We start from the raw sequence: 17085 nt of genomic DNA, 5'->3' as shown, positions 1-17085 counted from the left end.
AGGGTTAGGGAGGGGGCACAGCACCTCTCCACCCCATGATCCCCCCGCGGAACACCCCCGCCCCATGTCCTTCCTCCTCGTCCAGGCCCTCAGCGGGCTCGCGACCGCGGCGACGCTGTTCCTGGTGTCGTCGGGGCTGACCATCGTGTTCGGCGTGACGCGGATCGTGAATTTCGCGCACGGCTCCTTCTACATGGTCGGCGCCTATGTCGGCTGGTCGCTGATCGAGCGGTTCGGCACCACGCCGGCCGGTTTCTGGGGCTCGGTCGCCGCCGCCGCGCTGGCGATGGGCGTGCTGGGGGCGGCGATGGAGGCCGGGCTGCTGCGCCGGCTCTACCGCTCGCCGGAGCTGTTCCAGCTGCTGGGCACCTTCGGCATCGTGCTGGTGGTGCAGGATCTGGCCGCCTGGGTCTGGGGGCCGGAGGATCTGCTGGGCCGGCGGGCGCCGGGGCTGAAGGGATCGGTCGACATCCTGGACCAGCCCTTCCCGCTCTACGATCTGGTGCTGATCGGGCTCGGGCCGCTGGTGCTCGGGCTGTTGTGGCTGCTGTTCAACCGCACCCGCTGGGGCACGCTGGTCCGCGCCGCGACGCAGGACCGCGAGATGACGAGCGCCCTCGGCGTCGATCCGGCGCGGCTGTTCACCGGGGTGCTGTTCCTGGGCTGCGCGCTGGCCGGGCTCGGCGGCGCGCTGCAGGTCCCGCGCGAGGCGGTGACCCTGCAGATGGACATGGCCATCGTGGTCGAGGCCTTCGTCGTCGTCGTGGTCGGCGGCATGGGCAGCCTGACCGGCGCCTTCCTCGCCTCGCTGCTGATCGGGCAGCTGCAGGCCTTCGGCATCCTGGTCTTCCCGCAGATCACGCTGGTGCTGGTCTTCCTGTTCATGGCGGTGGTGCTGGTGCTGCGCCCGCACGGCCTGCTCGGCCGGGCCGAGGAGATCCCGCCGACCGCCCCGGCCGCGGTGACGGTGCCGCTGTCCGCCGGACGCCATGCCGGCCTGTGGGCGCTGGCCCTGCTGGCGGCAATGGCTGCCGCACCGCTGGCCGCCGGCGACTATGCGCTGATCCTGCTGACCGAGGTGGTCATCCTCGCTTTGTTCGCCGCCAGCCTCCATCTGCTGATCGGGCTGGGCGGGCTGGTGTCCTTCGGCCATGCGGCGTGGTTCGGGCTCGGCGCCTACGGCTCGGCGCTGCTGGTCAAGCATATGGACGCGCCGATGCCGCTGGCGCTGGCCGGGGCGCCGCTGCTGGCCGGGCTGGGGGCGCTGGTCGCGGGCTGGTTCTGCGTCCGGCGCTCGGGCCTCTATTTCGCCATGCTGACGCTGGCCTTCGCCCAGATCGCCTGGTCGATCGCCTTCCAATGGTATGCGGTGACCGGCGGCGACAACGGCATCCTCGGCGTCTGGCCGCCGGGCTGGGCGTCCGGCAAGGCCGCCTATTACTGGCTCACGCTGGGCCTGTGCGGCGGGACGCTGTGGCTGTTGCGCCGGGCGGCCTTCGCCCCCTTCGGCTACGCCCTGCGCGCCGGCCGCGATTCGGCCTTGCGCGCCGAGTCGGTGGGCATCGACGTGCGGCGCTTCCAGTGGATGGCCTTCGTGCTGGCCGGATCGGCGGCCGGACTGGCGGGCGGGCTCTACGCCTTCGCCAAGGGCAGCGTCTTCCCCACCCTGCTGGCGGTGCCGCAATCGGTCGACGCGCTGGTGATGGTGCTGATGGGCGGCATCCAGACCGTCGCCGGGCCGCTGGCCGGCGCGGCGGTGTTCCATCTGCTGGAGTCGGAGGTGATGAGCCTGACCGACTGGTGGCGGCTGGCGCTGGGCCTCGTCATCGTCGCCCTGGTGCTGGTGTTCCCCAAGGGCATCGTCGGTTTCCTCTCCACCCTGAAGGGGCGGCGGGCATGAGCGAGCTGGCGGTGCGCGACCTGCAGCGGTCCTTCGGCGGCGTCCAGGCGGTGGCCGGCGTGTCCTTCACCCTGCGCTCGGGCGACCTGCTGGCGCTGATCGGGCCGAACGGCGCCGGCAAGAGCACCTGCTTCAACCTGCTGAACGGCCAGCTCCGCCCCGACCGGGGGTCGGTGAAACTGGATGGGGCCGAGCTGATCGGATTGCCGCCGCGGCGCATCTGGGCGCTGGGGGTCGGGCGGACCTTCCAGATCACCGCGACCTTCGCCTCGATGACGGTGGCGGAGAATGTGCAGATGGTGCTGCTGTCGCGCGCCCGCCGGCTGTTCGGCCTGTGGCGGCCGGCGGCGGAGCAGTTCCGCGAGCCGGCGCTCGCCCTGCTGGAGCGGGTCGGCATGGCTGCCCAGGCCGCCCGCCCCTGCGGCGTGCTCGCCTATGGCGACCTGAAGCGGGTGGAACTGGCGATGGCGCTGGCCAGCGAGCCGGCGGTGCTGCTGATGGACGAGCCGACCGCCGGCATGGCCCCGGCCGAACGGCTCGCCCTGATGGCCCTGACGGCGGAGCTGGTGCGCGAGCGCGGCCTCGCCGTGCTGTTCACCGAGCATGACATGGACGTCGTCTTCGGCCATGCGACCCGCGTGCTGGTGCTCGACCGCGGCCGGCTGATCGCGGAAGGCCCGCCGGACGAGGTCCGCGCCGACGCCCGCGTCCAGTCGGTCTATCTGGGAGGCGAGGCATGAGCGACCCTCTTCTGGCGGTCGATGATCTGCATGGCTGGTACGGCCGCGCCCACATCCTCGACGGCGTGGCGCTGACCGTCGGCCGGGGCGAGGTGGTGGCGCTGATGGGCCGCAACGGTGCCGGCAAGACCACCACGCTGAAGGCGATCATGGGGCTGGTGGAGCGGCGTGCCGCGCTGCTGCGCTTCGAGGGGCGCGACCTTGCGGGCTTGCCCGCCCACCGCATCGCCCGGCTCGGCGTCGGCTATGTGCCGGAGGACCGCCGCATCTTCGCCGACCTGACGGTGGAGGAGAATCTGGAGGTCGGCCGCCAGCCGCCCCGCCCCGGCGCCCCGGCCTGGACGCCGGAAACGCTGTTCGCCCTGTTTCCCAACCTCGCCGAGATGCGCGGCCGCCGCGGCACCCGGATGAGCGGCGGCGAACAGCAGATGCTGACCCTGGCCCGCACCCTGATGGGCAACCCGTCGCTGCTGCTGCTGGACGAGCCGTCGGAAGGGCTGGCGCCGCTGATCGTGAAGCAGATGGCCGACGCGGTGCGGCGCCTGAAGGCGGAGGGGCTGTCGGTCCTGCTGTCCGAACAGAGCCTGTCCTTCGCCGCCGCCGTCGCCGACCGCGCCTGCGTCATCGAGACCGGGCGCCTGCGCTGGACCGGCACGATGGCGGAGCTGATGGCGGATGACGGGGTGAGGGCGGCCTATCTGGCGGTATGACCGCCCCCTCCCCCGCTCCTCACTGCCCGGCGAGGCTGAGATCCATCACCGATTTCGGGTCCAGCGCCTTGTCGACCTGGCCTTCCGACTGCCAGAACTTCACTTGGTTGACCACGTCGTCCACCAGCAGGCGGGCCTGCGGGTCGACATAGGGCAGGCCGGCGGCGACGATGTCCGGCTTCTGCTTGGTGGCGTCGGCGATGATCGCCAGCAGCTCGTCATAGCCGGGGCCCTTCACCAGGGCGCCCGAGGCGTCCTTGCCGTTGAAGGCGGCGTGGTATTCGGCCAGCGCCGTCTTGTAGGCGCGGACGAACTTCTCGACCAGCGGCCGCCGGTCCTTCATCGTCTTCGGCGCGGTGAACAGGGCGCCGAGCTGCCACGGCGTCTCGTCGCCGACCCAGCCGAGCATCTTGCCGGCGCCGTCGGCCACCAGCTGGCGCGACACGGTCGACGGCGCGATGATGGCGTCGACCTGCCCGCCCTTGAAGGCGGCGACTATCTTCGGCACGTCCTGCAACGGAACCATGGTCACGTCCTTGACCGTGAAGCCGTGCTTCTGCGCCAGGAGCCCGATCATGTAATGGAAGGTCGAGCCGACGGTGGTGATGGCGATCCGCTTGCCCTTCAGGTCGGCCGGCGCCTTCAGCCCGGCCTCGAAGGCGGCGTTGGTCGCGAGATAGGCGCTCAAGGGGAAGCCCGGCTCGTCGCGGCTCTGCGCGGCGATGATGGTGACGGCCCCCTTGGAGGCGAGGTTGTAGAAGCCGGCGGTCAGCCCGGTGACGCCGAAATCGGCATCGCCCGAGGTCACCGCGACCGGCACCTGCTGGGCCGAGGTGAACATCTTCAGCTCGACGTCCAGCCCTTCCTTCTCGAAATAGCCCTTGGCCTTGGCGATGAAGATCGGGCCGGAGGAGGACAGCGCCAGCACGCCGACCGTCGCCTTGTCCAGCGGCTGCGCCAGCGCGGCGGACGTAGCGGCGGACATGAAACCGCCGGCGGCCAGCACGGCTCCGGCGGTGGCGATCAGGACGCGCCGGGTGAGGCGGGCGAGGGTCATGGACGATGTCCTCCCAGTGCAGCTTGGTTCAGGTTTCTTGGGGAAAAGAGGCGCGGTCAGCGCCAGTTCAGCAGGCGCCGTTCGAGCTGCGACAGCACGGTGCCGATGGCGAGCCCCATCAGCGACAGCACCAGCACGCCGGCCAGCAGGGTGTCGGTCTGCATCAGGTTGCCGGCCATCAGCACGAAGGCGCCGATGCCGTATTCGGCGCCGATCATCTCGGCGGCGACCACCAGGATCAGCGCGATCGAGGCGGTGATGCGGAAACCGGCCAGGATGCCCGGCAGCGCGCCCGGCAGCACGATGGAGCGCAGGATCGACCGCCAGGGCAGGCCGAAGCTCTGCGCCATGCGGATCAGGTTGCGCGGCACGGAATCGATGGCGCTGTAGGTGGCGATGACGGTGGGGAAGAAGACGCCGAAGCCGATGGTGGCGAATTTCGACGGTTCGCCGATGCCGAACCACAGGATGAACAGCGGCAAGAGCGCGATCTTCGGGATCGGGAAGAAGGCCGACACCAGCGGCACCCCCACCGCGCGGGCGGTGGAGAAGATGCCCATGGCGAAGCCGACCGTCATGCCGCCCAGCGTGCCCAGCACCCAGCCGACGGCGATCCGCCCCAGCGACGCCTTCAGGTTCAGCCACAGCGAGCCGTCCGTCACCATGCCGGCGAGCGCATGGCCGACCGCGCTCGGCGGCGGCAGGAACAGCGGGCTGGCGAGGCCGAGGCGGCTCGCCCCCTCCCACAGCGCGATCAGGACGGCGAAGGCCGCCAGCGCCGCCCAGGGATGGCGCTTCACGGTGAAGCCGCCGCCGCGGAAGCGGACGGGCTGCGCCGTTCCTGAAATGACGGGGGCGGGGGCCGGAGCGGCGACCGGCGCGGCCGCCGAGGGGTTCAGGCTGTCAGGCACGGGCGATCTCCCGGTCGGCCATCTGGGCTTCGGCCTTCATCAGGTGCCACAGGCGCTCGCGCACCTGCGCCAGATGGGCCTGGGCCGACGGCTCCTGCCGGCGGTCCCGCGGCTCCTCGATGGCGACCAGTTCGCGGACGCGGCCGGGGCGGCGGCTCAGCACGCAGACACGGTCGGCCAGCCGCAGCGCCTCGTCCAGATTGTGGGTGACGTAGAGGGCGGTGGTCCTCTCCCGCCGCCACAGCTCCAGGAAATCGTCCATCAGCAATTCGCGCGTCTGGGCGTCCAGCGCCGACAACGGCTCGTCGAGCAGGAGCATGGCCGGACGCACCGCCAGCGCGCGGGCGATGCCGACCCGCTGGCGCATGCCGCCGGACAGCTGCTTGGGCAACGCCTTGCGGAACTCCCACAGCCCCATGCGGCGCAGCCCGCTGTCGATGCGCTCGCGCCGTTCGGCTGCCGACAGCGGGTGATGCTCCAGCACCAGGGCGACATTGTCCTCCACGCTGCGCCAGGGCAGCAGGGCGAAGTCCTGGAAGATGAAGGTGATCGGGTTGAGGCAGCCGTCGGGCAGGTCGCCTTCCACCCGGACCGTGCCGGAGGTCGGGGCGACGATGCCGCCGGCGATGCCGAGCAGCGTCGATTTCCCGCAGCCGCTGGGGCCGATCACGGCCAGGATTTCGCCCTCCGCCAATGCCAGGTCGATGCCGTCGAGCACGGTCAGATCGTCATAGCGGTGGGTCAGGTTGGAAACGAGAAGCCTCATCGCGCCCTTTTTATGGCTTGCCGGTATGGCTCGGCACGTCCTGCCGGCTGGGAAAACCGACTGTTCGTTGGGCTTGCCACTATAGCGCGGCGATCCGGCGGCACGCAGCGGAAAGGAGGTCCGCATTCCAGCCATACGGCCGTATGGCCATGGTGAAAACGCGTCACTTTCGGACAAAGGCCGCGCATTCCGTCCTGTCGCCTTCGCGACAGCCGGTCAGGCGATCCCGCTCATCGCGCCGGCGCCGCCCGGCCTGCCGTCGAGCACGCGCAACGCGGCGGCGCAGCGGCCGACCGCCTCCTCCGCCTGGGCATGGCGCTCCCCCAGCCCGGCGTCGTCGATCTCGTCGGGGGTCATCGCCTGCAACAGGACGCGCAGGGTGCGGACATAGGTGCGCAGAAGCGTCGCTTCCTCGGCATGGTTGCCGAGCAGCCCGGCCTGGCCCGCGGAGCGCAGGGCGACCAGCTCCCCCTCCAGCGAGGCCGCCGCCAGTTCGATGGCCTGCAACGCCCGCGTCAGGCGGACATGCTTCAGTACGACGATGTCGGCCATGCCCACCTCCCCTCCCGGCTGGAACGGCCGGGCAGAAGCAACCGGCGTGCCAGAGCCGGGGCTCAGCGCTGCCGCATCGACGGATGCCAGGAGGTGGTCAGCCGCTCCACCAGCGCCAGGCCGCCATAGAGGCCGGAGCCGGTCAGCGCCGCCACCGCGATGGTCGCCCACACGATGTCCAGGTTCATCCGCGCCACCTCGGTGGAGATGCGGAAGCCCATGCCGACCACCGGCGTGCCGAAGAACTCGGCGACGATGGCGCCGATCAGCGCCAGCGTCGAATTGATCTTCAACCCGTTGAACAGGAAGGGCAGCGCGTTCGGCAGCCGCAGCTTGACCAGCGTGCGCGCGTGGCCGGCTGCATAGGAGCGCATCAGGTCGAGCTGGATGCGCTCGGAGTTGTCGAGCCCGGCCAGCGTGTTGATCAGCATCGGGAAGAAGGTCATGACGACGATCACCGCCGCCTTCGACTGCCAGTCGAAGCCGAACCACATCACCATGATCGGCGCGATGCCGACCACCGGAATGGCGCTGGCGAGATTGCCGAGCGGCAGAAGTCCGCGGGCAAGAAAGGGCACCCGGTCGGCAAGAATCGCCACCAGGAAGCCGGCGCCGCAGCCCATGACATAGCCGCGCAGCACCGAGGTCAGCACCGTCTGGCGGAAATCGTCCCACAGCACCGGCGCGTGGTGGATGATCGCGACGAGAATCCGCGACGGCGCCGGCAGCAGGATGGCCGGCACCGCAAAGCCCGTGACCAGAACCTCCCATCCGGCCAGCAGGCCGAGACCGAACAGACCGGGCACCAGCACCGAACGGGTCCAGCCGGGCTGCTGAGCGAACACCGCCATCACCCGCCACAGCAGGATCGTCGTCCCCAGCAGGAACAGCCAGAGCCCCCAGCCACCCGTCAGCATCAGCCCGCCGTTCATCAGGTGGACCGGCAGAAGCCAGGCGAAGGCGACGCCGGCCAACTCCACCCAGGCGCCCCAGACACGCTTCGGCGCGAAGGAGCCGGCGAGCAGGGCCAGCACGACGCCGGTCAGGAAGAACGGCGCCTTCGTCCCGTCGAACCAGCCGACGGGCTCGCCGCTCCGGTCGGCGATGGGAAATGCCAGCGCGGCCAGGATCGGCAGGCCGACGGCGACCAGCCCCCAGTCGACGGCCGTGCGCAGGCTGGTGCGGTAGGGAGTCGTCGTTGCATCGCTCATCGCGCACCCGCCCGGCCCAGCAGGACCAGCTCCATTCCGCGCACCACGGCGATCAGCGCCACCGACAGCAGCGAGGCCATGATCAGCGCCGCCCAAATCTGCACCGTCTGCCCATAATAGGAGCCCGACAGCAGCCGCGCGCCAAGACCGGCCTGCCCGCCGGTCGGCAGCTCGCCGACGATGGCGCCGACGACGCTGATGGCGACCGACACCTTGAGGCTGGCGAACAGGAACGGCATCGAGGCCGGCAGCCGCAGCGACCAGAAGGCGCGGATCCCGCCCGCCGAATAGGTCCGCATCAGGTCGAGCCACAACGGATCGGCGGAGCGCAGCCCCTTCACCATGCCGACGGTGATCGGGAAGAAGCACAGATACATGCAGATCACCGCCTTCGGCAGCAGCCCGGTCAGGCCGATGTTGCCGAGGATGACGACGATCATCGGCGCGATCGCCAGGATCGGGATGGTCTGGGACGCGATGACCCAGGGCAGCAGGCTGGCCTCCAGCGTGCGGGTGTAGACGATGCCGGCGGCCAGCAGGATGCCCAGCACCAGCCCCATCGCCAGCCCGGTCAGCGCCGCTTCCGCCGTCACCCAGGCGTGGAACAGCAGGTTGCGCGGGCTCGACGGGGCATAGCCGGTCAGCGAGGACCACAGCTCGACCGCCACCTGGTCGGGGGTGGGCAGGATCGGCCGCTTCATGGCATAGGCCTGGGCCAGCACGTCCCAAAATCCGGCGGGGCCGAAGCCGGCCGGCTTGCCGGCGCGGGTCAGAGTCTCCGCCGCCTGGGGCCAGTTCAGCCACGCCGCCCCGGCATACCAGGCCGCCAGCAGCAGAAGCGTCATCACGGTCACGGGAAGTGCACGCTTAATCATCGTAGCTGTGCCCCTCCTTCAGCCCCTCGCGGACGCGGTGGGCGATGGCGGCGAATTCCGGCGATTCGCGGATGTCCAGCGTGCGTTCGCGGGGCAGGGAGTTGCAGTCGATGACGTCGAGGATGCGGCCGGGGCGCGGGCTCATCACCACGATGCGGGTCGACAGGAACACCGCCTCGGCGATGGAATGGGTGACGAAGACGCAGGTCTTGCCGGTCGCCCGCCACAGCTGGGTCAGGTGCAGGTTCAGATGGTCGCGGGTGATCTCGTCGAGCGCACCGAACGGCTCGTCCATCAGCAGCAGGTCCGGCTGCAACGCCAGCGCCCGGGCGATGGACACGCGCTGCTGCATGCCGCCCGACAGCTGCCAGGGGAATTTGCGCTCGAAACCCGACAGTCCGACGCGCTCCAGCTGCTCGCGGGCGCGGGCCTGCCGCTCGGCACGGGCGACGCCCATGATCTCCAGCGGCAGCATGACGTTGCGTTCCACTGTGCGCCAGGGATAGAGCGCCGGCGCCTGGAACACATAGCCGTAGAGCCGCTTCAGCCGCGCCTGCTCCGGCGTCATGCCCTCGATGGCGATATGGCCGGAGGTGGCGCGCTCCAGGTCGGCGATGACGCGCAGCAGGGTGGTCTTGCCGCAGCCGCTGGGGCCGATCAGCGAGACGAAATCGCCGCGGAAGATGGTCAGGTCGACCTCGCTCAGCGCCGTCACCGGCTTGTCCGCGGTGGGATAGACCAGGGAGAGCTTGCGCGCCTCCACCACGGCAGGGGCGGCTGCGGAGGAGCTTGACGGCGAAGCGGGCTGTTCCGTGCCGGATCGGGGAGCGGTCGCCTCCCTGGCATCGAACGGATTGGGGGCGGTCACGGGTGACGGTCCTTCACGGCGGGTCGGTCGGGAGGAAAGCAACGGCACGCTATCACCGCCCCGGTTGCGGCACCAGGGTTGCGGCAACTCCGCGGCCGGGAGCCGGACTTGGGGAAACGAGCAGAAAGGACTGGACGGCCCGCAACCCGCCGGACCAGGATCACCGCCCCGCCCTCGCCCCGCCCCCGCCCCAGTTCACGCCGACATGCCCGCCGCCAAGCCGCCGCCCAGGACGCCGCCAAGCCTCGAGATCAAGCGCGACGACAGCGCGGGCGGAACCGTGTTCGTCGCCACGCCGGTGCTGACGCCGATGATCCGCACGCGCTATCTGCTGATCGCCGGCCTGCTGGCGACCGGCTTCATCGCCGGGGCCGGGCTGGCGCCGGAGGAGATCGGCGGCATGCTGCAATGGCTGGCCGTCTTCTGCGCGGTGCCGGTGCTGCTGCTGTGGGTGGTGACGCTGACGGAGACGGTGCAGCGCCGCGCCGTCCGGCTGGGCGTGACCGACCGCGGCCTGACGGTGGACGGCGCGCGCATCCACCCGCACGAGACGATCCGCGACCTGGCGCTGTACCCGATGGTCGGCGGCAAGCCGCTGTTCGTGGCCTGGATCGATCCGTCGCACGATTACGGCCACCGGGCGGAGATGGCGCTGGTCGCCGGCAACGTGGCGCCGAACGACGCGGTGAAGGCCGAACTGAAGGCCGCCGGCAGCCGCAACGTGCGGCTGGTCATGCACCGGCGCGGCGGGCACAACGCCATCGTGCTGGTTCGCGGCCTGACGCTTCCGGCCGGACAGACCCTGCTGGCGTCCCTGGCGGCGGAGCTTCGCGCCCGCAGCCGCTAGAGTTTCGTGCGTTTAATATGAAACACACGAAACTCTAGCTTTATGTTTGGCGATCGGATTCACGCTTCAGATCGATGCCGATTTTACGCGATCCGACCTAGGGAGTCCGGAACAGCCTGGGATCGAACCTGGAGCAGGGTCAGCGGCGCGGAATGGCCGGCGGCTCCGGCAGATCCTCTTCCAGGATGACGACGTTCAGGGCGTACGACACCTCGCCCTCGTCCTCGTCGCGGTTCAGCGTGCCGAAGAACTCGCCATCCACCGTCACCTCGGCCGACTGGCCGGCCTTGGCCGGCGGCTCGATCACGATCTTGGGGTTGCCCAGCGTCTTGCGCAGATACATCTGCACGCGGGCGATTTCGGTGTCGGACATCCGGACGACGGACGGCTTGGCGGGCGGCATGGCGAACCTCGTTGTCTGCGAAGGACCGTTCATATAGGCGGCTTCGCCGCGAAGGGAAAGCGATACCTCGCGACATCCGTACCGTGTGCCGCACCCCCCGCCCCGTCCACGCGGGGTAACGCCGCCACGGCGGCCGGACCCGAAAGAGCGGGGCTGTGCAACGGCGGAAAAGGCTATGCTCCCGACGGCGGTACGCCAGCCCGGCCGGGCGGCGGCAAGGATGCCGCCGGAAAGACGGCCGGAAAGACGGCCCGAATGACGAGGGACCGAACGCCTTGACGACGAATGCCCAGTTCCGCACCCGCACGCCATTTCGCACCCTGTCCGCCGGCAGGCCCGTCAGCAGGCGGTGGAAAGGCCTGCTGGCCGGCACGGCGCTTGCGCTCGCGCTGCTGGCCGCCGCTCCCATCGACCGGCCGGCCCGGGCCGACACCGGGAAGCGTGTGGCGCTGGTCATCGACAACGGCCGCTATGCCGGGCTCGACAGCCGCTCCGACCGGGCGGGCGCCAATGCCTCCGCCATGGCGTCGGCCCTGCGCCGTGCCGGGTTTTCGGTGACGCGGGCGGACGATGTCGGGCGGGTCGCCATGGAATCGGCGCTGGAGCGGTTCCGCGAGGCGCTGGCGGGCGCCGATCTCGGCTTCGTCTATTATACCGGGCTCGCGGTCGGCCTGGGGGAGCGGGAATTCCTGCTGCCGGCCGACGTCGCGCCTGCGGGAGCCGGGGATCTGCCGCGCGCCGCCCTGGACCTCGACATGCTGCTAGGCGACCTGAGGGATGGCGGACGCAAGGCGGTGGTGGTGATCGACCCGACCGACGGCGATGCGCTGGCCCGGCGGGTCGGTGGCGGGGCGCTGGGCACGCCGATGGAGGCGGACGGCCTGTTCGTCGTCTACGCCCACCGTCCCGGCGTGCCGCCGGTGCCGGCACGGCCGGAGAAAGGGGCGGAAAAAGGGCCGGGCACCTTCGCCGCCGCGCTGGCCCGCGAGATGGTCAGGCCCGGCATTCCCCTCCGCGAGTCGCTGGCCGAGGTGGCGCGCGTGGTGGCCGAGCGCAGCGACGGGCGCCAACTGCCCTGGCTGCAGGACCGGCTGGGCGACCCGCTGGTGCTGGTTCCGGCGGTCGCCGCGGCGGCCAAACCCCCGAATGCCTCACCGGACGACGGCCAGCCGGCCGACCGGTCCGGACACCCCCAGGCCCAGCAGAGCCGCAAGGCCGCCCCGGCCAAGGAACCGCCGGCCATGGCCCCCCCGGTGGTGACGGCCCCCAGCCTTCCGCCCGGCGCGTACGAGATGGCGAAGTCCGGCGTGCTGTTCGACCGGCCCGCCGTCGGCGCCCAGGGATTGGCGCAGCTGCCGGCCGGCACGATGGTGACGGTGCTGGAGGCTGTGCCGGAGGGAAGCTGGCTGCGGGTGCGCGCCGCGTCCGGGCCCTCGTCCGGACGGATCGGCTATGTCACCGCCGGCGCCCTCGCCGCCCGCTGGGCCGATCCGTCGCCGCAGGCCGCCCGCCCGCGCGGCACGGTGGAGGCCGAAGTCGGGGCCGGCCCGTCCTTCGGCGAACCCGCCCTGGAGCCGCCGGCCACCGGCGCCTCCGACCCGGTCCAGCCGGAGTCCGCGCGCAGCTTCCCCACCCCGCCGCCCGGTGCCGGGCCGGCCGGTCCCGACGGTCCCGCCATCGGTGCGGAGCAGCAGGCGATGCGTGCGCTGGGCGACGCCCGCACCGCGGCGGACCGGGCCCGCAGCCGTCCCGACAGCCGCTATTGGACCTACGGCTTCCCGGCAGGCGACCGCTATGAAGGGGCCTGGGCGCAGCCATCCTCCACTTCGGGAGCAAATCCGGGGCTGGGCCGGCCGGTCCGCCAGGGGGTGGGCGTCTACCGCTTCGCCAACGGCCAGACCTACGAGGGGGAATGGTCGGGCGACCTGATGTCGGGCTATGGCGTGATGACCTTCACGGACGGCAGCCGCTTCGCCGGGCGCTTCAGCAACGGCCAGCCGGACGGGCCGGGCATCTTCCACTATTCGAACGGCGGACAGAGCGCCGGCCAATGGCGCGGCTCCGTCCGCCTCGACCAATAGGTCAGCGCGGCTTCAGCGCCTCCACCACCTGGACATGCCCCTGCAGCGCGCCCAGAGTCAGGGCGGAGTTGCCGTTGGCGTCCATGCGGTAGGGGTTGGCGCCATGGTCGAGCAGCAGCCGGGCCACCGCCTCGTGCCCGTTGTTGGCGGCATACATCAGCGCCGACCAGCCATAGGCGGTGGTGCGGTCGACCATGATCCCGCGCTGGAGCAGCGTGCGCGCCACCTCCTCGTGCCCGCGGGCGGCGGCGGCCATCAGCGCGGTCTTGCCGTCGCTGTTGGTGGCGTCCAGCTCCGCCCCGCCGTCGGCCAGCGCCCGGACCGCGGCGTCATGCCCGCCCCAGGCGGCATACATCACCGCGGTCGCGCCGTCGGAGGTCCGCAGGTCGGTGCGGGCGCGGCGCTCCAGCAGGACGCGCACCGCGTCGGTCAGCCCCTGTTCGGCGGCGATCATCAGCAGGGTCTTGCCGCTGTCCAGCCGGGTGTCAGGGCTGGCGCCGCCCTGGAGCGTGCGCGACAGCTCCGCCGGGTTGCGCAGCAGGGCCAGCACCGATTCGCGGTCCTGCAAGCCGGGGATGGCCTTCGCCGGCGCGGTGGAGCCGGCACCGGCGGTCCCCGTGCCGGTTCCCGCCGCAGGTCCGGTATAGGCGCGCTGTTCCGACGCCGCGCGGATGCGGTCGGCCAGATCGGGGCTGCCCGGGGAGACCATCTGCGCCCGCTCGTAGAAACGCCTGGCTTCTGACCAGTCGCCGTCGCGTTCCGCCATCATCGCCCAGCGCCGATAGGTGTCCTCCATGCCGGTCAGCAGCTCCGCCGCCTCGGGCGCTGCCGGCGCGACCTGGCGCAGCCGCTGGATCGTCTCATAGGCATTGTCGCCGGGCGGGGTGGTCAGGCGCTTGCCGGCGATCTGGCGGCGGGCCTGGTCGACCATCGCGCGCACCCGCTGCGCGGCCTCGGCGTCCGGCACGGCCGGCTGCGGCACCGCCGGGATCGCCGGGGTGGCCGACGGCTCCTCCAGCGGCGGCAGCGAGGCGCTGCCCGGCGCCGCCTCCGCACTTCCGCCGGATCCAGTCCCGCCCGCAAGGGAAGCGGCAGGCCTGGAGCCCGGTGCCGGGGCCGCGACGGTCGGCTGGGCCGGTTGGACCATCGCTGTCTGGGTCTGGACGGTCGCCGCCGGAGCCACGGAGACCGAAACCGCCGGCTTCGTCACCGTCAGGGTGCCGGCCGCCGGCCCCTCGGCCGTCGCGGTTGGCGGAACGGCGGACGTCGCCGCAGGCGTCACGGGTTGAACGGTTGGCGCCGGCATGCCGGCAGCGGCCTGCGGGCCCGCCGGTGCGGCGTCGCCGCCGCCCAGCCCCTGCACGGTCCGCTCGACCGCGGCGCGCGCGCGGGTCCAACCCTCTTCGATCATCGCCAGCGCCCGGCCGGGAGAGGCGCCGGGCACCGCCGTGGCGATGGCCGCACCGGCGGCCCCCAGCAGGATGAGCGTGGTCAGCGCCGCACCGGCATACAGGGCAGTCCGGCGCGGTGGCTGCCCGGCCATCCGACCGGCGGGCATCGCACCGGGAGGCACCGCAGCGCCGGTACCTGCCGCAGCTTCGGCGCCGCGGTCGCTCCAATCGTAATCGCCCGCTCCCTGCCCGGCCATCGGATGCCCGGCCAACCCTTGCCCGGCCAACCCTTGCTCGGCGGACCAGTCGTTGGCCGGCGGAACGGCGGCGGAGGGCTGAGCTGCCGGAGACGGAGACGGCAGGATCGGCACCGAACGCTGTACCGGTGCGGGGATGGGTGCGGCGGAAGCCGGAGGGGCCGACGCATCGTCGGCAATCCCGCCGCCCGCGCTGCCGCTGCCGGGCATCAGGCGGTAGACCACTCCCAGTTCGCGCAGGTCACCGGCCAGCCCGGCGCGCGCCAGCGTCGCCTCCAGCTCGGGCGTGCCGCAGAGCAGCACCTGGAGGAAGCGGCCGGCCGGCGTCTCCGCCCGGGTCAGCTCGACCAGATCGGCCAGCACCGGCGGGGCGAGCACGGCGGCGTTGTCGACCGCCAGCAGCCCGGCGCCGGCCAGGTCCAGCCGCTCCTCCAGCGCGCCGATGAGCGCATCGAAATCGCCGCCGCCCTCCTCGTCCGCTGCCGCCAGATCGGGCAGCGCCCCGTTGCCGGCCGCGGCGACCAGATCCTCCAGCTGGGCACCGACCGACGCCATCACCGGCAGCGCCATGGCGCCGTCGGCGTCGACATGCTCCACCAACTGCCGGAACAGCGCGGGCCGCCCGGAGCCTGCGTCGCCCAGCAGCACCAGCAGCCGCTTGCGCGCCAGGAAGGCAAGGACGAGTCCATCGCGGATTTCGGCGGACGTGGCCGCGGCGGTGCCGACGGGATCGTGGTGGCCCGGAGCGGCGCGCCGGGCGCGCGGGGAATGTTTCGGGGCAGAACGGTCCATGGACATCTCGAGACGCCGATCAGTGAAGGAAGCGCTGCTGAGACTCTAGTGATGCGTCCCCCAAGCCCCGACAGGGCAAAGGGCGGTCGCCCCCTCTCTTCCGGGGTGGGTGGATTGACCCTTCCGGCGTGAACGCGGCGCTGGCCCGCCACAAAGGGCGGCGGTATAGGGTTGCCCCCGAAGGCACCCCTCCCCCTCCCATCCGGACGGCGACAGCATGCGACTCGGAATCGATTTGGGCGGCACCAAGATCGCGGCCGTGGCGCTCGACGCGGATGGGGCGGAATGCGCCCGCCACCGCCGACCCACCCCCCGCGGCTACGACGCCACGCTCGACGCGCTGGCGGAAACCGTGGCCGCGCTGGACGGCCGATGCGGCGGCGAAACCGGGCCCTGCGAAACGGTCGGCGTCGGCATCAGCCTGCCCGGCGTGGTCGATGCCGCCGCCGGCCGGGTGCGCGCGGTCAACCTGCCCTGGCTGGACGGCCGCCCCTTCGCCGAGGACGCGGCGAGGCGGATCGGCCGGCCGGTGCGGATCGCCAACGACGCCAACTGCTTCACCCTGTCGGAGGCGGCGGATGGCGCCGCGGCCGGCGGCGGCGTCGTGCTCGGCATCATCCTCGGCACCGGCGTCGGCGGCGGGATCGTGGTGGATGGTCGCATCCTGCCCGGCGCCAACGGGCTGGCCGGCGAATGGGGCCATGCGCCGCTTCCCTGGCGCGACGACGCCGACGGCCCCGCGGTCGCCTGCGGCTGCGGCAAGACCGGCTGCCTGGAAACGGTGCTGTGCGGAGCCGGCCTGTCCCGGCTGCACCGCCACCGCACCGGCCTGTTCCTCGACCCGCCTGAGATCGCCGCCCGTGCCACGGCCGGCGATGCGGCGGCGGCGGGAACGCTCGCCCGCCACGCCGATGCGCTGGCCCGCGCCCTCGCCCCGGTGCTCAATCTGCTGGATCCCGACATCGTCGTGGTCGGCGGCGGCCTGTCCGCCCTGCCCGGCCTGTGCGGGGCGGTGACGGAGCGCTGGGGCGCCTGGACCCTGGCCGCCACGCCGCGCACCCGGATGGCCGTCGCCCGCCATGGCGGCGAGAGCGGCATGCGCGGCGCCGCGCGCCTGTGGCCGGCGTGACGCGGACCTCCCCGGCCGGCATCCTCAACCCAATCGCAACCAACGGTCACGCGCTGGCACGGGACTTGCGCATCCCCGGGTCGGACCGAACGGGGGTATGCCCATGATGCGGAAGAAGTTGGGGACGCGGGCCACGGGCAACGGCGTTCATTTGCATTTTGCAAACCGGAACGCGACACGGCCGGGGAAATCGTCGGCCCATTTGCATTTTGCAAACGACCTGGGCACCGGCCGCCATCTGGAACATGCCTGCGCCCGTTTGCAGGATGCGGCGGTGGAGTTGGAAACGGTGCTGGCACGACTGCCCGGCGACGAACAGGCCGACCTCCATGAGGCCATCGGATCGATCATGGAGACGCTGCAGCTGATCGCGTCGGCCCATGCCCGGCTGGAGCCGCCCATCGCCGCGGATTGACCATTCACGCCGGCCCGCTCGCCCCCATTTCCCAAACGCGGCGGCGCGAACACGGGCATGAAAAAAGGCGGTCCGCCGGGACCGCCCTTTTTGCGTGCAGCGGCCGGCAGGAGCCGGCCCGATTGCACCGGATCAATCGGTGATGGTCTGCCAGAAGAAGAACGCGACGGCGAGAACCAT

Annotated in this window: 16 protein-coding genes; 7 read left to right on the top strand and 9 right to left on the bottom strand. The window is 71.8% G+C overall.

Annotation, left to right across the window (positions count from 1 at the left end):
- Positions 1 to 64: 64 nt before the first annotated feature.
- The 3 genes from ABMY26_RS16430 to ABMY26_RS16420 are packed head-to-tail and all read left to right on the top strand — an operon-like array spanning position 65 to position 3350.
- Positions 65 to 1900 (top strand): ABC transporter permease, encoded by a 1836-nt coding sequence (locus ABMY26_RS16430; RefSeq protein WP_372398304.1) that lies wholly within the window; start codon positions 65 to 67, stop codon positions 1898 to 1900.
- Complete coding sequence (locus tag ABMY26_RS16425) at positions 1897 to 2640, top strand: ABC transporter ATP-binding protein (protein ID WP_372398303.1); 744 nt, start codon at positions 1897 to 1899, stop codon at positions 2638 to 2640. Before ABMY26_RS16430 ends, ABMY26_RS16425 begins: the two co-directional genes overlap by 4 nt.
- The gene (locus tag ABMY26_RS16420) at positions 2637 to 3350 is read left to right on the top strand and encodes an ABC transporter ATP-binding protein (protein WP_372398302.1); all 714 of its coding nucleotides are present in this window, start codon (positions 2637 to 2639) and stop codon (positions 3348 to 3350) included. Before ABMY26_RS16425 ends, ABMY26_RS16420 begins: the two co-directional genes overlap by 4 nt.
- A gap of 19 nt (positions 3351 to 3369) precedes the next feature.
- On the opposite strand, the gene ABMY26_RS16415 is transcribed toward ABMY26_RS16420, so the two are convergent.
- The 7 genes from ABMY26_RS16415 to ABMY26_RS16385 all read right to left on the bottom strand — a co-directional run bounded on the left by ABMY26_RS16415 (position 3370) and on the right by ABMY26_RS16385 (position 9488).
- Positions 3370 to 4407, bottom strand: coding sequence for an ABC transporter substrate-binding protein (locus ABMY26_RS16415; protein ID WP_372398301.1), 1038 nt, complete (start codon positions 4405 to 4407; stop codon positions 3370 to 3372).
- A 56-nt stretch (positions 4408 to 4463) separates the two neighbouring features.
- The gene (locus tag ABMY26_RS16410) at positions 4464 to 5318 is read right to left on the bottom strand and encodes an ABC transporter permease (protein WP_372398300.1); all 855 of its coding nucleotides are present in this window, start codon (positions 5316 to 5318) and stop codon (positions 4464 to 4466) included.
- Entirely contained in the window at positions 5311 to 6084 is a 774-nt protein-coding gene (locus ABMY26_RS16405) for an ABC transporter ATP-binding protein (protein ID WP_372398299.1), read from the bottom strand. The genes ABMY26_RS16410 and ABMY26_RS16405 overlap by 8 nt, the downstream gene beginning before the upstream one ends.
- Positions 6085 to 6300: 216 nt before the next feature.
- Complete coding sequence (locus ABMY26_RS16400) at positions 6301 to 6636, bottom strand: hypothetical protein (protein ID WP_372398298.1); 336 nt, start codon at positions 6634 to 6636, stop codon at positions 6301 to 6303.
- Between the two features lie 62 nt (positions 6637 to 6698).
- On the bottom strand, positions 6699 to 7847 hold the full coding sequence (locus ABMY26_RS16395; RefSeq protein ID WP_372398297.1) for an ABC transporter permease: 1149 nt from the start codon (positions 7845 to 7847) through the stop codon (positions 6699 to 6701).
- Positions 7844 to 8722: an ABC transporter permease gene (locus ABMY26_RS16390; RefSeq protein ID WP_372398296.1), complete on the bottom strand. Its 879-nt coding sequence runs from the start codon at positions 8720 to 8722 to the stop codon at positions 7844 to 7846. The genes ABMY26_RS16395 and ABMY26_RS16390 overlap by 4 nt, the downstream gene beginning before the upstream one ends.
- Positions 8715 to 9488, bottom strand: coding sequence for an ABC transporter ATP-binding protein (locus ABMY26_RS16385; protein ID WP_045582604.1), 774 nt, complete (start codon positions 9486 to 9488; stop codon positions 8715 to 8717). The genes ABMY26_RS16390 and ABMY26_RS16385 overlap by 8 nt, the downstream gene beginning before the upstream one ends.
- A 307-nt stretch (positions 9489 to 9795) precedes the next feature.
- Between ABMY26_RS16385 and ABMY26_RS16380 the strand changes: the two genes are divergently transcribed.
- Positions 9796 to 10437, top strand: a complete 642-nt coding sequence (locus ABMY26_RS16380) for a hypothetical protein (RefSeq protein ID WP_045581782.1) — start codon at positions 9796 to 9798, stop codon at positions 10435 to 10437.
- A 139-nt stretch (positions 10438 to 10576) separates the two neighbouring features.
- Here ABMY26_RS16380 and ABMY26_RS16375 read toward each other — a convergent pair whose 3' ends face one another.
- A complete protein-coding gene (locus ABMY26_RS16375; RefSeq protein WP_085088058.1) occupies positions 10577 to 10840 on the bottom strand; it encodes a DUF3126 family protein in 264 nt (87 codons plus the stop codon).
- Between the two features lie 275 nt (positions 10841 to 11115).
- Here ABMY26_RS16375 and ABMY26_RS16370 point away from each other — a divergent pair, with 275 nt between their 5' ends.
- Positions 11116 to 12921, top strand: a complete 1806-nt coding sequence (locus tag ABMY26_RS16370) for a caspase family protein (protein ID WP_372398295.1) — start codon at positions 11116 to 11118, stop codon at positions 12919 to 12921.
- Position 12922: 1 nt separating this feature from the next.
- Here the strand turns inward: ABMY26_RS16370 and ABMY26_RS16365 are convergent, their stop codons facing one another.
- Positions 12923 to 15361, bottom strand: a complete 2439-nt coding sequence (locus ABMY26_RS16365; protein WP_372398294.1) for an ankyrin repeat domain-containing protein — start codon at positions 15359 to 15361, stop codon at positions 12923 to 12925.
- Between the two features lie 217 nt (positions 15362 to 15578).
- On the opposite strand from ABMY26_RS16365, the gene ABMY26_RS16360 reads away from it, so the two are divergent.
- Together ABMY26_RS16360 and ABMY26_RS16355 are read left to right on the top strand one after the other, a co-directional pair.
- Complete coding sequence (locus tag ABMY26_RS16360) at positions 15579 to 16490, top strand: ROK family protein (RefSeq protein WP_372398293.1); 912 nt, start codon at positions 15579 to 15581, stop codon at positions 16488 to 16490.
- A gap of 202 nt (positions 16491 to 16692) precedes the next feature.
- Complete coding sequence (locus ABMY26_RS16355) at positions 16693 to 16905, top strand: hypothetical protein (RefSeq protein WP_372398292.1); 213 nt, start codon at positions 16693 to 16695, stop codon at positions 16903 to 16905.
- Positions 16906 to 17085: the final 180 nt, after the last annotated feature.

This window comes from Azospirillum sp. HJ39 (assembly GCF_041507355.1).
Lineage (GTDB): Bacteria > Pseudomonadota > Alphaproteobacteria > Azospirillales > Azospirillaceae > Azospirillum > Azospirillum thiophilum.
The sequence above is the reverse complement of the archived record's forward strand: the minus strand, read 5'-3'. Positions and strand labels throughout refer to the sequence as shown.

Excerpts from the sequence above, each read along its gene's own strand:
- ABMY26_RS16430 (WP_372398304.1), top strand. The coding sequence starts at position 65 with ATGTCCTTCCTCCTCGTCCAGGCCCTCAGCGGGCTCGCGACCGCGGCG.
- ABMY26_RS16425 (WP_372398303.1), top strand. The coding sequence starts at position 1,897 with ATGAGCGAGCTGGCGGTGCGCGACCTGCAGCGGTCCTTCGGCGGCGTC.
- ABMY26_RS16420 (WP_372398302.1), top strand. The coding sequence starts at position 2,637 with ATGAGCGACCCTCTTCTGGCGGTCGATGATCTGCATGGCTGGTACGGC.
- ABMY26_RS16415 (WP_372398301.1), bottom strand. The coding sequence starts at position 4,407 with ATGACCCTCGCCCGCCTCACCCGGCGCGTCCTGATCGCCACCGCCGGA.
- ABMY26_RS16405 (WP_372398299.1), bottom strand. The coding sequence starts at position 6,084 with ATGAGGCTTCTCGTTTCCAACCTGACCCACCGCTATGACGATCTGACC.
- ABMY26_RS16400 (WP_372398298.1), bottom strand. The coding sequence starts at position 6,636 with ATGGCCGACATCGTCGTACTGAAGCATGTCCGCCTGACGCGGGCGTTG.
- ABMY26_RS16395 (WP_372398297.1), bottom strand. The coding sequence starts at position 7,847 with ATGAGCGATGCAACGACGACTCCCTACCGCACCAGCCTGCGCACGGCC.
- ABMY26_RS16390 (WP_372398296.1), bottom strand. The coding sequence starts at position 8,722 with ATGATTAAGCGTGCACTTCCCGTGACCGTGATGACGCTTCTGCTGCTG.
- ABMY26_RS16380 (WP_045581782.1), top strand. The coding sequence starts at position 9,796 with ATGCCCGCCGCCAAGCCGCCGCCCAGGACGCCGCCAAGCCTCGAGATC.
- ABMY26_RS16375 (WP_085088058.1), bottom strand. The coding sequence starts at position 10,840 with ATGCCGCCCGCCAAGCCGTCCGTCGTCCGGATGTCCGACACCGAAATC.
- ABMY26_RS16365 (WP_372398294.1), bottom strand. The coding sequence starts at position 15,361 with ATGGACCGTTCTGCCCCGAAACATTCCCCGCGCGCCCGGCGCGCCGCT.
- ABMY26_RS16360 (WP_372398293.1), top strand. The coding sequence starts at position 15,579 with ATGCGACTCGGAATCGATTTGGGCGGCACCAAGATCGCGGCCGTGGCG.